This window comes from Embleya sp. NPDC005971, assembly GCF_040629175.1.
Lineage (GTDB): Bacteria > Actinomycetota > Actinomycetes > Streptomycetales > Streptomycetaceae > Embleya.
In genome coordinates this window covers 44,436-58,525 of record NZ_JBEXUX010000052.1, presented here as the reverse complement: position 1 = coordinate 58,525, position 14,090 = coordinate 44,436, and the positions used below count along the sequence as shown (strand labels likewise).

11 protein-coding genes are annotated in these 14,090 nt (G+C 71.1%); all 11 read left to right on the top strand.

Annotated elements, in window-relative coordinates; translation table 11 throughout:
* The first annotated feature begins 10 nt into the window (after positions 1-10).
* The 11 genes from argS (at position 11) to ABZ374_RS34620 (ending at position 13,970) form a co-directional block, all read left to right on the top strand.
* Entirely contained in the window at positions 11-1,663 is a 1,653-nt protein-coding gene (gene argS / locus ABZ374_RS34670; protein WP_360318934.1) for an arginine--tRNA ligase, read from the top strand.
* A gap of 213 nt (positions 1,664-1,876) precedes the next feature.
* Positions 1,877-3,265, top strand: a complete 1,389-nt coding sequence (gene lysA / locus ABZ374_RS34665) for a diaminopimelate decarboxylase (protein ID WP_360318931.1) — start codon at positions 1,877-1,879, stop codon at positions 3,263-3,265.
* 320 nt (positions 3,266-3,585) lie between these two features.
* Positions 3,586-4,878: a homoserine dehydrogenase gene (locus ABZ374_RS34660; protein ID WP_360318928.1), complete on the top strand. Its 1,293-nt coding sequence runs from the start codon at positions 3,586-3,588 to the stop codon at positions 4,876-4,878.
* A 7-nt stretch (positions 4,879-4,885) separates the two neighbouring features.
* A complete protein-coding gene (gene thrC, locus ABZ374_RS34655; RefSeq protein WP_360318926.1) occupies positions 4,886-5,968 on the top strand; it encodes a threonine synthase in 1,083 nt (360 codons plus the stop codon).
* Between the two features lie 495 nt (positions 5,969-6,463).
* Positions 6,464-7,378 carry a homoserine kinase gene (gene thrB, locus ABZ374_RS34650; protein ID WP_360318923.1) on the top strand — a complete coding sequence of 305 codons (915 nt, stop codon included), beginning with the start codon at positions 6,464-6,466 and terminating at the stop codon, positions 7,376-7,378.
* A gap of 574 nt (positions 7,379-7,952) precedes the next feature.
* A complete protein-coding gene (gene rho, locus ABZ374_RS34645) occupies positions 7,953-10,067 on the top strand; it encodes a transcription termination factor Rho (RefSeq protein ID WP_360318921.1) in 2,115 nt (704 codons plus the stop codon).
* Positions 10,068-10,277: 210 nt separating this feature from the next.
* Positions 10,278-10,502 carry a 50S ribosomal protein L31 gene (rpmE, locus tag ABZ374_RS34640; protein WP_355543038.1) on the top strand — a complete coding sequence of 75 codons (225 nt, stop codon included), beginning with the start codon at positions 10,278-10,280 and terminating at the stop codon, positions 10,500-10,502.
* Positions 10,503-10,657: 155 nt separating this feature from the next.
* Entirely contained in the window at positions 10,658-11,725 is a 1,068-nt protein-coding gene (gene prfA / locus ABZ374_RS34635) for a peptide chain release factor 1 (protein WP_020549125.1), read from the top strand.
* A 10-nt stretch (positions 11,726-11,735) separates the two neighbouring features.
* Complete coding sequence (gene prmC, locus ABZ374_RS34630) at positions 11,736-12,581, top strand: peptide chain release factor N(5)-glutamine methyltransferase (protein WP_360318917.1); 846 nt, start codon at positions 11,736-11,738, stop codon at positions 12,579-12,581.
* 94 nt (positions 12,582-12,675) lie between these two features.
* A complete protein-coding gene (locus tag ABZ374_RS34625) occupies positions 12,676-13,323 on the top strand; it encodes an L-threonylcarbamoyladenylate synthase (RefSeq protein WP_360318914.1) in 648 nt (215 codons plus the stop codon).
* Between the two features lie 14 nt (positions 13,324-13,337).
* Entirely contained in the window at positions 13,338-13,970 is a 633-nt protein-coding gene (locus ABZ374_RS34620) for a low molecular weight phosphatase family protein (RefSeq protein WP_360318911.1), read from the top strand.
* Positions 13,971-14,090 lie beyond the last annotated feature (120 nt).

Sequence of the window (14,090 nt, the reverse complement as noted above, 5' to 3'; positions counted from 1 at the left end):
GCTTGTGCCCGTGACCCCCGCAGAGCTTTCGCAGTCAGTGTTGTCCGCGGTTCGTGCCGCCGTCGAGGCGGGCGAGCTCGCCGTTGCCGTGCCCGAGAGCACGACGGTCGAGCGACCCAAGAACCGCGAGCACGGGGACTACGCGACGAACATCGCGTTGCAGCTCGCGAAGCCGGCCAAGCGACCGCCGCGCGAGATCGCCGAGTTGCTGGCCGTGCGGATCGCGCAGGCGCCCGGTGTGGCCAAGGTCGACGTCGCCGGCCCCGGGTTCCTGAACATCACGTTCGACACCGCCACCCAGGGCGAGCTGGCCCGCTCCATCGTCGAGGCCGGCGCCGAGTACGGCAGCAACAACGCGTTCGACGGACTCAAGATCAACCTGGAGTTCGTGTCGGCGAACCCGACCGGGCCGATCCACATCGGTGGCGTGCGCTGGGCCGCCGTCGGCGACTCGCTCGGGCGGATCCTGCGCGCGTCCGGCGCGGACGTGACCACCGAGTACTACATCAACGACGCCGGCGTGCAGATCGACAAGTTCGGCAAGTCGCTGATGGCGGCGGCGAACGGTCGCCCCGTCCCCGAGGACGGCTACGTCGGTGCGTACATCAACGACATCGCCGCCGACATCCTCGCCGAGCAGCCCGATGTGCCGAGCCTGGCCGAGGCCGAGCAGGAGAAGGTCTTCCGGGCCACCGGGCTCAAGCTGATGGTCGCCGAGATCCAGCGCTCGATGGAGAACTTCGGCGCGCACTTCGACGTGTGGTTCTCCGAGACCACGCTGCACGAGTCCGGCGCGGTGGAGAAGGCGATCGAGCGGCTGCGCGAGCAGGGCCACGTCTACGACGACAACGGCGCGATCTGGCTGCGCACCACGGACTACGGGGACGACAAGGACCGGGTCCTGATCAAGTCCGACGGCGAGAAGACCTACTTCGCCTCCGACGCCGCGTACTACCTGAACAAGCGCGACCGCGGCAACGAGGTCGCCGTCTACATGCTCGGCGCCGACCACCACGGCTACGTCGGGCGGCTCAAGGCGATCGCGGCCTGCGCGGGCGACGACCCCGAGCGCAACATCGAGATCATCGTCGGCCAGTTCGTGAAGATGATGCGCGCCGGCGAAGAGGTCCGGATGTCCAAGCGCGCGGGCAACATCATCACCATCGACGACGTCGTCGAGTGGATCGGCGTCGACGCCGCGCGGTACTCGCTGGCGCGCTCGTCCACCGACTCCACCATCACGCTGGACATCGACATCCTCACGTCGCACAAGAACGAGAACCCCGTGTTCTACGTTCAGTACGCGCACGCCCGGATGTCCGCCGTCGAGCGCAAGGCGGCCGAACGCGGCATCGTCAAGGGCGAGTTCAAGCCCGAGCTGCTGTCCACCGAGTGGGAGTCCGACCTGCTCGGCATGCTCGGCGAGTTCCCGCGGGTGGTCGCCAAGGCCGCCGAGATGCGCGAGCCGCACCACGTCGCGCGTTACCTGGAGCAGTTGGCCGGCACGTACCACCGCTTCTACGACCACTGTCAGATCCTGCCCAAGGGCGAGGAAGAGGTCACCGACCTGACGCACGCCCGAATGTGGTTGGCCGAGGCCACGAAAACCGTGGTGGCCAACGGCCTCGCCCTGCTCGGGGTGTCCGCCCCCGAGCGCATGTGACGGATCGTCACAACGCAGGCGACGACAGGCCGAAGGCCGGGCACATGCCCGGCCTTCGGCCGTTCCCGACCACGGGCCGCCACCCACCGCACGCCACTCACCGCCCCACCGCAGGCACCCGCCGCGGCACCACACGCAAACCGCCGCACTGCCGCACCGCCGCACACCACCCACCCCACACCGACGCCCTCACCCCACGGGGAGCACCACGACATGAGCCGCTCCGCCCACCCCGCCGGTCCCCGCCACGCGGACGTCCTGCCCGACGGCGCGCCGCCGATCGCGCCCGAGGACCTGACCCTGCTCGACCCGAAGATCTGGCCCGTCGGCGCCGAGCGCGGCGCCGACGGCGTGGTCACCATCGCCGGCCTGGACGTGCGCGAACTCGCCCGGGAGTTCGGTACGCCCGCCTACATCCTCGACGAGGCCGACTTCCGGGCCCGCTGCCGCGCCTGGCGCGAGGCGTTCGAGGGCGCCGACGTGTTCTACGCGGGCAAGGCGTTCCTGTGCCGCGCGCTGGTGCGCTGGATCGCCGAGGAGGGCCTGAACCTGGACGTGTGTACCGCCGGCGAGCTGGCCGTCGCACTGTCCGCGGGCATGGACCCGGCCCGGATCGCCTTCCACGGCAACAACAAGTCCGGGGCCGAGCTGGACCGCGCGCTGGAGGTCGGCGTCGGCCGGATCGTGGTCGACTCGTTCGAGGAGATCAGCCGGCTGGCCTTCCTGGCCGACCGGCGCGGCGTCACGCAGAAGGTGCTGGTCCGGATCACCGTCGGGGTCGAGGCGCACACCCACGAGTTCATCGCCACCGCGCACGAGGACCAGAAGTTCGGCTTCTCGCTTGCCGACGGCCGAGCGGCCGAGGCGGTGCGCCGGATCCGCAAGCTCGAGTCGCTCGAACTGGTCGGCCTGCACTCGCACATCGGCTCGCAGATCTTCGACACGGCCGGCTTCGAGGTCGCCGCGCGCCGGGTGGTCGGCCTGCTGGTCGCGGTGCGCGACGAGCACGGCGTCGAACTGCCCGAGATCGACCTCGGCGGCGGCCTGGGCATCGCCTACACCTCCGCCGACGACCCGCAGTCGCCCGCGGTGATCGCCGCCTCGCTGCTGGACATCGTGCGCCGCGAGTGTGCCACCGCCGGCCTGGCGGTGCCGCGTCTGTCGGTCGAACCCGGCCGCGCGATCGCCGGGCCCGGCACCTTCACGCTGTACGAGGTGGGCACGATCAAGCCGCTGGAGGGCCTGCGCACCTACGTCAGCGTGGACGGCGGGATGTCGGACAACATCCGCACCTCGCTCTACGACGCCGAGTACAGCGTGACGCTCGTCTCACGCGCGAGCGACGCGGCGCCGATGCTCTCCCGCGTGGTGGGTCGGCACTGCGAGTCCGGCGACATCATCGTCAAGGACGCCTACCTGCCCGCCGACCTGGCCCCCGGCGATCTGCTCGCGGTGCCCGCCACCGGCGCCTACTGTCGCTCGATGGCGAGCAACTACAACCACGTGACCCGCCCGCCGGTGATCGCGGTGCACGACGGCAGCGCACGCGTGATCGTGCGGCGCGAGACCGAGGAGGACCTGCTCCGCCTCGACATCGGCTGAGCGGACTCCGGCAACCGAGCGCCGCCGCCGGCGGCAGGACGAGAACAACGAAACAACAGCAACGAAACAAGAGCGAAGAAACGCAACGCAGCACAACGAAACAAGAGCAACGCAATGATCGGGGGGCACCGCGCGGTGGCCCCCGGGCCCGGGAGAAAATCCCGCGGCCAGCCTGTGAGGCCGCAAGAATTGTCGTCTCGGATCCTGGACCGGCCCTGGTTCGGCCCATGATCCGAGCGACACTTGTCGGCACTGCCTGTCTCCGGAATTCCCCCGGACGGCAGACTCGGACAACCTTTGTCTTCGAGAAGTGAGGTCGGATGATGCGTACGCAGCCGCTGAAGGTGGCGCTGCTCGGTTGTGGTGTGGTCGGCTCCGAAGTGGCCCGCATCATGACGACGCACGCGACCGACCTCGCCGCCCGAATCGGGGCCCCGATCGAGCTCGCCGGCGTGGCCGTGCGCCGCGCCGGGCGCGAGCGCGCGGGCATCGACCCCGCGCTGATCACCACCGACGCGGTGGAACTGGTCAAACGCGACGACATCGACGTGGTGGTCGAGGTGATCGGCGGCATCGAGCCCGCCCGCGGCCTGATCCTGTCCGCGATGGAGCACGGCGCCTCGGTGGTCTCCGCCAACAAGGCGCTGCTGGCCGAGGACGGCTCCACGCTGCACGCCGCCGCCGCGAAACACGGCGTGGACCTCTACTACGAGGCCGCCGTCGCCGGCGCGATCCCGCTGCTGCGTCCGCTGCGCGAGTCGCTCGCCGGGGACAAGGTCGAACGGGTCCTGGGCATCGTCAACGGCACCACCAACTTCATCCTGGACCGGATGGACTCCACCGGTGCGGGCTTCGCCGAGGCGCTCGACGAGGCCACCGCGCTGGGCTATGCCGAGGCCGACCCCACCGCCGACATCGAGGGCTTCGACGCCGCCGCCAAGGCCGCGATCCTGGCCGGCCTGGCGTTCCACACCCGGGTGACCGCCGCCGACGTGTACCGCGAGGGCATCACCGAGGTCAGCGCCGCCGACGTGGCCAGTGCCAAGGCGATGGACTGCGTGGTCAAGCTGCTGGCGATCTGCGAGCGCGGCGCCGACGGGCAGAGCGTGAGTGCCCGCGTGCACCCGGCGATGATCCCGCGTACGCACCCGCTCGCGTCCGTGCGCGAGGCGTACAACGCGGTCTTCGTCGAGTCCGAGGCGGCCGGCCAGTTGATGTTCTACGGCCCCGGCGCGGGCGGCGCGCCGACCGCGAGCGCGGTGCTCGGCGACCTGGTCGCGGTCTGCCGGAACAAGCTTTCCGGCGCGACCGGGCCCGGCGAGTCGGCCTACGCACAGCTGACCCCGCAGCCGGTGGGCATCGTCCGCACCCGCTACCACCTCAGCCTGGACGTGGCCGACCGGGCCGGCGTGCTGTCCCAGGTGGCCGCGGTATTCGCCCAGCACGACGTGTCCATCGACACGGTCCGTCAACAGGGCCGGGACGGGGATGCCACACTCGTGATCGTCACCCATACCGCGACCGACGCCGCGCTCGCGGCGACCGTCGCCGATCTGCGCGGTATGGACATCGTCCGTGACATCGCCGGCATCATGCGGGTCGAAGGGGAGTAGAGGGACCGTGAGCGCGCTCAAGGAAGGCGTCCGCACCACTCAGTGGCGCGGGGTCATCGAGGAATACCGCGACCGTCTGCCGGTCTCGGTGAACACACCCGTGGTCACCCTGCGTGAGGGTGGTACGCCGCTGGTCCCGGCCCAGGTGCTCTCCGAGCGCACGGGATGTGAGGTTCACCTCAAGGTCGAGGGCGCCAACCCGACCGGGTCCTTCAAGGACCGCGGCATGACGATGGCGATCTCCAAGGCCAAGGAGGAGGGCGCCCGGGCGGTCATCTGCGCGTCCACCGGCAACACCTCGGCCTCCGCCGCCGCCTACGCGGTGCGCGCCGGGATGGTCTGCGCCGTGCTGGTGCCGCAGGGCAAGATCGCGCTGGGCAAGATGGGCCAGGCCCTGGTGCACGGCGCGCGCATCCTCCAGGTCGACGGCAACTTCGACGACTGCCTCACGCTCGCCCGCGATCTGGCCGAAAAGTATCCGGTCGCGCTGGTGAACTCGGTCAACCCGGTCCGCATCGAGGGCCAGAAGACCGCCGCCTTCGAGATCGTCGACATGCTCGGCGACGCGCCCGACATCCACGTGCTTCCGGTGGGCAACGCGGGCAACATCACCGCGTACTGGAAGGGCTACAACGAATACGCGGCCGACGGCCTGTCCGCCCGCCGCCCCCGCATGTGGGGCTACCAGGCGGCCGGTTCGGCACCGCTGGTCAACGGCGCGCCGGTGCTCTCGCCGCAGACGATCGCCACCGCGATCCGGATCGGCAACCCTGCCTCGTGGGACTTCGCGATCGCCGCGCGGGACGAATCGGGGGGCCACATCGAGTCGGTGACCGACCGTCAGATCCTTTCGGCGTATCGCCTCCTGGCCGCGCAGGAGGGCGTCTTCGTCGAGCCGGCGTCCGCCGCGAGTGTGGCCGGATTGCTCCAGGCGGCCGAACAGGGTCGCGTCGACCCGGGCCAGCGGATCGTCTGCACGGTCACCGGCAACGGCCTCAAGGACCCGGACTGGGCGGTGGCCGGCGCGCCCAAGCCCGTCGTGGTCCCGATCGACGCCTCTGCCGCAGCCGCACAACTCGGCCTCGGCTGACCCGCGACACCCATCGGCGGCGCGGACGCCCGCTCCCGGCACCCGGCCGGAAAGCGACCCGCGCCGCCGCACCCCGGCACCGGTAGAAAAATTCGGCCCCGGTCCGGGAAGCCGATCCCGGGAAGCCGACCCAGGGAAGCCGACTCCGGGAAAGCCGACCCGGCACCCGCCGCCGAAAGCGGTCGCGCCCCACCTCTGCCGTACACGGGAACACACCGGGACGGTCGATGATCATCCGTCGACCGCTCCCGGACCCTTTGGATCCCGATTCCGGTACCAATCCCACGACGCGGTGGTTACGGTGTCCCGCGAGGGAACGCACCTTCGGTAGGCTGATCACCGGACGCGACTTTGCACTCGTTCCGCGGCGCATGTCGCCCGAGTCTCGCGTCTGTTCCTGCCGTTCCGCAGCACCCGCGATTTCCCGAATGCGCCACCGGTTCGGACCGTCCCGTGAAGGTGCCCGGAACTCCACGAGGAGGAGTGTCCACGCGTATGGCCGGCCCCGCATTCCGTGCCGCCCCCGTCCGGGTTCGCATCCCGGCCACGAGCGCCAACCTGGGCCCCGGGTTCGACGCGTTCGGACTCGCGCTCGGACTGTACGACGACGTCGCCGTCCGGGTCGCGGACGAGGGTTTGTCGATCGACATCGCAGGCGAGGGCGCCGACGACCTGTCCCGGGACGAGAACCACCTGGTCGTGCGCGCGGCCTACGCCGCGTTCGAGGCGATGGGCGGCCGACCGCCCGGCCTGGACGTCGTGTGTGCCAACCGCATCCCGCACGGGCGCGGACTGGGCTCGTCCGCCGCGGCCATCTGCGCGGGCGTGATCGCGGCCCGGGCGCTGACGATAGGCGGCGCCGAGCGGCTCGACGACGAGGCCACCCTGGCCCTGGCGACCGAGCTCGAAGGCCACCCGGACAACGTCGCGGCGTGCCTGCTCGGCGGCTTCACCATCGCCTGGACCGACGAGGACGGCCCCAAGGCGGTGCGATCGACCCCCGACCGGGGTATATCTCCCGTCGTGTTCGTACCCGCGGTTCCACTGTCCACCGAGGTCGCGCGCGGTCTGCTGCCGGCCAAGGTGACGCATCGCGACGCCTCGGCGAACGCGGGGCGCGCCGGCCTGCTGGTCACCGCGCTGACCTCGCGTCCGGACCTGCTGTTCGCCGCGACCGAGGACCGGCTGCACCAGACCTACCGTGCGCCCGCGATGCCCGCGAGCGCCGAATTGATCGACAAGCTGCGCGCACAGGGGATGGCCGCGGTCGTCTCCGGCGCGGGGCCGACCGTGCTCGCCCTGGTCACGCACGACCGCGTGGACGAGGCGATCGGCAGCGCCGGGCCCGATTGGGTGGTTCGGCAACTGGATGTGGACGGGGCCGGAGCAAGCGTCATGCCACTGGCGTGACCTGCGTACTCGCTGTTCGTTGGCAGTACGCCCGGTAGGCGGGAGCCGGCCCGACGGCGGACCCGGCGTGGCCGGGCGAGCGGTCGGCGACGGTGGTGGGTCCGTTCACTCCACTGCACTACCGCTGGAAAAAAGGGCTGCGCCGGGGGAGCGATGGGGTGGGGGAATGTCTCTTGGGTCCGGTAGTGTTAGCGTCATCACCGCACCAGATCCCCCACCCGCATAGGGTTGGGCGCGTTCGGTGCTCTGTGGCCACGATCCTTTGGGAGTCTCCCCTCCTGCCTGTCCTTCGTGACGAACGTGGCTCCCCGAAACAGACCGGCGGAACCACCGCGCCGCGTCGAGCTCATCCCGGGGACCCGAGGGCTTTTCCTCTCCAGGAAATCGAGCCCCTACAGGAATACGAGCCCCCACAGGCACACATGAGCCCGATCCTCGCAGTACTGGGCACATTTTCGACGATTCCCGCCATCCGGCGGACCACCGCACCGGACCGCACTGGAAGCGGGACGGACAGCACAACCGGTCGCCGAGCCCCCTCAAGGCCGACGCCCGCTCCAGGGAAGGACCCTTCGTGAGCGACACCACCGAACTCATGGACGCAACGCCACAGGCCGCGTCCGCCTCGGGTGACGCGGCTGCCACCGCGGACGCCCCCGCTCCCGCCACGCGGCGCCGCCGCTCGACGGGCACCGGCCTCAACGGCATGGTGCTGGCGGAGCTGCAGCAGGTCGCCACCGGTCTGGGCATCAGCGGCACCGGTCGCATGCGCAAGAGCCAGCTGATCGAGGCCATCCAGGCGAAGCAGGGTGGTTCGGACGCCGCTCCCGCTGCCGCCACGAAGCCCGCCCGGGCCACCCGGGCCAAGGCCGCCGCCGTCGCCGCCGACAACGGCGCGGCGCCCGTCGAGGCCGCCCCGGCAGCAGCGGCGCCCGCCGAGGCACCGGTCGCGGAGGCGCCCACCCGGGCCCGTCGCGCCGCCCGCACGCGGGTCGCGGTCGAGGCACCGCAGATCGAGATTCCCGAGCAGGCCGCCGCCGAGGCGCCCACCAACGGCCGCACCCGGCGTGAGCAGGGCGAGGCGACGGCCGAGGCCACCGAGGCCCCGACCCGCCGCCGCGGCGAGCGCACCGAGCGTGCCGAGCGCCCCGGCGCCGGTGACGACCAGGGCGAGCAGCGCGAGGGCGGCGAGCGGGAAGGCCGCCGCGAGCGTCGCGAGCGCGGCCAGAACCGGCGCGACCGCGGCGAGCGCAACAACGAGCGCGGCGGCGAGCGCGCCGAGCGCCCGGAGCGTGGCGAGCGGGCCGAGCGCGGCGACCGCAACAACGAGCGCGGCGAGCGTGGCGAGCGCGGCAACGACCGCGCCGAGCGGGCCGATCGTGGCGGCGAGCGCGGCAAGCAGCAGCAACAGCAGCAGCAGGACAACGACCCGATGGGTCCGGACGACGACTTCGAGGGCGGCGGCCGTCGGCGTCGTGGCCGTTACCGCGACCGCAACCGTCGCCGCGGCGGCCGCGAGGGCTTCGAGACCAACGAGCCCGTGCTGGCCGACGACGACGTCCTGGTGCCCGTCGCGGGCATCCTGGACATCCTCGACAACTACGCCTTCGTGCGGACCTCGGGCTACCTGCCCGGCTCCAACGACGTGTACGTCTCGCTCGCCCAGGTCCGCAAGAACGGCCTGCGCAAGGGTGACGCGATCGTCGGCGCGGTGCGTCAGCCGCGCGACGGCGAGCGTCGGGAGAAGTTCAACGCGCTCGTGCGGCTGGACACGGTCAACGGCATGGAGCCGGAACAGGCGCGGCAGCGCTCCGACTTCAACAAGCTGACCCCGCTCTACCCGCAGGACCGGCTCCGCCTGGAGACCGACTCCAGTGCGCTGACCACGCGGATCATCGACCTCGTGTCGCCGATCGGCAAGGGCCAGCGCGGTCTGATCGTCGCGCCGCCCAAGGCGGGCAAGACGATGGTGCTCCAGGCGATCGCGAATGCGATCACCGTGAACAACCCCGAGTGCCACCTGATGGTCGTGCTCGTGGACGAGCGCCCCGAAGAGGTCACCGACATGCAGCGCTCGGTCAAGGGCGAGGTCATTTCCTCGACCTTCGACCGGCCCGCCGAGGACCACACGATCGTCGCCGAGCTGGCCATCGAGCGGGCCAAGCGTCTGGTCGAGCTGGGCCACGACGTGGTCGTGCTGCTCGACTCGATCACCCGCCTGGGCCGCGCGTACAACCTCGCGGCGCCCGCCTCCGGCCGCATCCTGTCCGGTGGTGTCGACTCGACCGCGCTCTACCCGCCGAAGAAGTTCTTCGGCGCGGCGCGCAACATCGAGAACGGCGGCTCGCTGACCATCCTGGCCACCGCGCTCGTCGAGACCGGCTCGCGGATGGACGAGGTGATCTTCGAGGAGTTCAAGGGCACCGGCAACATGGAGCTCAAGCTCGACCGCAAGCTCGCCGACAAGCGGATCTTCCCGGCGGTGGACGTGGACGCGTCCAGCACCCGCAAGGAAGAGATCCTGATGGCCTCGGACGAACTCGCGGTCGTCTGGAAGCTGCGTCGGGTGCTGCACGCCCTCGACCAGCAGCAGGCCATCGAGCTGCTCCTGGACAAGATGAAGAAGACCAAGAGCAACGGCGAGTTCCTCATGCAGATCCAGAAGACCACGCCGATGCCGAACGACTAGTTCGTTCGACTGCTCGTCTCGACGCACGACAAGACAAAGGCACGGCGTCGGCCGGGAGGGAATGCCACGACCTCGATCGTGGTTGGGCGGTACAGACCCTGATTTGGGTCCGGTCGCCCCCTCCTGGCAGACTGCTCTGTCGGCCCCGGTTCACGTGACGCCCGCTCGGGCGTACGACCCGGCGCCCTCCCGAACCTCAAGGAGACTCCTGTGAAGCCCGACATCCACCCCGAGTACGTGGAGACCACCGTCACCTGTGGCTGTGGCTCGACGTTCACCACGCACAGCACCGCGACCAGCGGCCAGATCCGCGTCGAGGTCTGTTCGCAGTGTCACCCGTTCTACACGGGCAAGCAGAAGATCCTCGACACGGGTGGCCGTGTGGCGCGCTTCGAGAAGCGCTTCGGCAAGCAGCCGGTGGCCGGCAACAAGTAGCGACCCTGCGGCGCCGGAGGAGCGGTGGGCCTTGTCCAAGGTCCGCCCGCTCCTCCGGCGCCGTTCGTTTGTCCGCCCGTCCGGCGTCCCGCCGATCCCGCCACCGTGACACCGATCCCGCCGAGTTCGCGGCCATACCCCAGAGGAGCCCCCCAGTGTTCGAGGCGATGGACGACCTGCTCGCCGAGCACGCCGACCTGGAGCGACAGCTCGCCGATCCGGCCGTGCACACGGACCAGACGCGCGCCCGCAACCTCGGGCGGCGCTACGCCGAACTGGGGCCGATCGTGGACGCCTACCGGCAGTGGTCCAGTGCCGCCGACGACGTCGAGGCCGCCCGCGAACTGGTCGCCGAGGACCCGGACTTCGCCGCCGAGGCGGAGGAGGCCGAGCAGCGCCGCGAGGAGTGCGCGGAGAAGCTGCGCCGGCTGCTCGTGCCGCGCGACCCGGCCGACGACAAGGACGTGATCCTGGAGGTCAAGGCGGGCGAGGGCGGCGAGGAGTCGGCCCTGTTCGCCGGCGACCTGCTGCGGATGTACCTGCGCTACGCCGAGCGGGCCGGCTGGAAGACCGAGATCCTCGAATCCAACGAGTCCGATCTCGGCGGCTACAAGGACGTCCAGGTCGCGGTCAAGACCAAGGGCAACCCCGCACCCGGCGAGGGCGTCTACGCCCGGCTGAAGTTCGAGGGCGGCGTGCACCGCGTCCAGCGTGTGCCCGCCACCGAGTCGCAGGGCCGCATCCACACCTCCGCGGCCGGCGTCCTGGTGTTGCCCGAGGCCGAGGACGTCGAGGTCGAGATCAATGCCAACGACCTGCGCATCGACGTCTACCGCTCGTCCGGCCCCGGCGGCCAGTCGGTCAACACCACCGACTCCGCGGTGCGCATCACGCACCTGCCGACCGGCATCGTGGTCTCCTGCCAGAACGAGAAGAGCCAGCTCCAGAACAAGGAGTCGGCGATGCGCATCCTGCGCGCCAGAATGCTCGCCGCGGCCCAGGAGGAGGCCGACAAGGAAGCCTCCGACGTGCGTCGCAGCCAGGTCCGCACGGTGGACCGCTCCGAGCGCATCCGCACGTACAACTTCGCGGAAAACCGGATTTCCGACCACCGCGTGGGCTACAAGGCGTACAACCTGGACCAGGTGCTCGACGGCGATCTCGATCCGGTCATCCAGGCGTGTGTGGACGCCGACATGGCCGCTCGGCTCGCCCACCAATAACGGAGACGAGATGAATCTGCTGCTCGCCGAGGTGGCCCAGGCCACCCTGCGACTGGCCGACGCGGGCGTTCCCTCTCCGCGCTTCGATGCCGAGGAACTCGCGGCGTTCGTGCACGGCGTCAAGCGCGGCGCCCTGCACACCGTCGCCGACGGCGACTTCGACGCGCGGTTCTGGGAGGCCATCGCGCGCCGGGAGGCCCGTGAGCCGTTGCAGCACATCACCGGGCGCGCGTTCTTCCGCTACCTCGAACTCCAGGTGGGACCCGGCGTGTTCGTGCCCCGCCCGGAGACCGAGGTGGTGGTCGGCTGGGCGATAGACGCGCTGCGCGCGATGGACGTGGCCGAGCCGCTCGTGGTCGACCTGTGCACCGGCTCCGGCGCGATCGCGCTCGCCGTCGCCCAGGAGGTGCCGCGCTCGGTCGTGCACGCGGTCGAGCTGGACCCGGACGCCCACCGCTACGCCACGCGCAACGCGAGCGGCTCGCGGGTGATCCTGCATCGGGGCGACGCGCTCGCCGCGCTGCCGGCCCTGGACGGCACGGTCGACCTGGTGATCAGCAATCCGCCCTACGTGCCGCTGGACGAGCGGGACGAGATGGCGCCCGAGGCCCGCGACCACGATCCCGAACTGGCGCTGTTCTCCGGGCCGGACGGGCTGGACTTCATCCGGATCCTGTCCAAGACCGCCTACCGGCTGCTGCGCCCGGGGGGCCTGGTGGTGGTCGAGCACGCGGACACCCAGGGCGGCGCGGTGCCATGGATCTTCAACGAGGAAGCCGGTTGGGTGGACGCGGCCGACCACCGCGACCTGACCAATCGCCCACGCTTCACCACCGCCCGCAAGGAAGGCGCGTGAACCGCGCGCCGCGCAGAACCCCTGCAGCACCCGCACCACTGGTACCACCCGTATCGCCTGTACCGCCCGTACCGCTTCAGGAGGTAAGTGCCCGATGAGCCGACGCTACGACTGCTCCGACGCGATGGACCGTGGGCTCGGGCTGCGTGAGGCGACCGGGTCGATCAAGCGCGGCGACCTGGTCGTGCTGCCGACGGACACCCTGTACGGCATCGGCGCGGACGCGTTCACCCCGCACGCCGTGCACGCGTTGCTGGACGCCAAGGGTCGGGGCCGCAACATGCCCTCGCCCGTACTGGTCGGCTCGCCGAACACGTTGCACGGACTGGTCACCGGCTTTCCCGAGGTGGGTTGGGAACTGGTCGACGCGTTCTGGCCGGGCGCGCTCACCATCGTCGCGTTCCACCAGCCGTCGCTGATGTGGGACCTGGGCGATACGCGCGGCACGGTCGCGGTGCGGATGCCGCTGCACCCGGTCGCGATCGAGTTGCTCACCGAGACCGGCCCGCTGGCGGTCAGCAGCGCGAACCGCTCCGGCAATCCGGCCGCGACCACGGTCGACGAGGCCGAGGCCCAGCTCGGCGACTCGGTGTCGGTGTACCTGGACGGCGGCACGTGCCCCTCGACCGCGCCGTCCTCGATCATCGATCTGACCGCCGGCCGCCCCCGGCTGCTGCGTGAGGGCGCCCTGTCGCTGGACACGTTGCGCGAGGTCGTACCCGACCTGGAGGGCGTGAATTGACCCCGCCACCACCCGTGGGGCATTCCTACGGGCCGTACGGGTCCGCGGCCGATTCGTTTCGGATCCTGTTCGTGTGCACGGGGAGCATCTGTCGCTCGCCGATCGCCGAGCGGCTCGCGCGGCTCGGCCTGGAGCGCCGGCTCGCCGCCGACGACGCGGTCCGGCTCAGCGTGCAGAGCGCCGGGACCTGGGGGCACGAGGGTGCGCCGATGGAGCCGCACGCCGCCGAGGTGCTGCTCGAATACGGCGCCGATCCGGGCGACTTCCACGGCCGCGAGCTGCTCGACGAGCACGTCGCCGAGGCGGACCTGGTGCTCACCGCGACGCTCGACCACCGCGCGCACGTGGTGTCCATGGGGCATGCCTCGGGCCTGCGCACGTTCACCCTCAAGGAGTTCACCCGGCTGGTCGCGGTGCTGGAGCGGGCGCCCTACCCCGAGCGCGATCTGGTCCAGCGCGGTCGCTCGTTGGTGCGGGCCGCGGCGGCGTTGCGGGGTCGGTTGGCCGCGCCCGATCCCGAGTGGGACGAGGTGGCCGACCCGTACGGCGCGCCGCTGAGCGTCTTCCGGGCCTGTGCCTCCGACATCGGATCGGCCCTGGACCCGGTGCTCACCGCGCTCACCGGTCACCCCGCGCACAGCCTCTGACCGAGCGTCGGCGCGCGGGCCGTGAGCGGACGCCTCGCGCGGGCGGCAACGGGCCCGAATCGGCCCGCGAAGAGCCTGTCGGTGCCCCGACCCCCGGCCTATGGTGGAGACCGTCCCTGC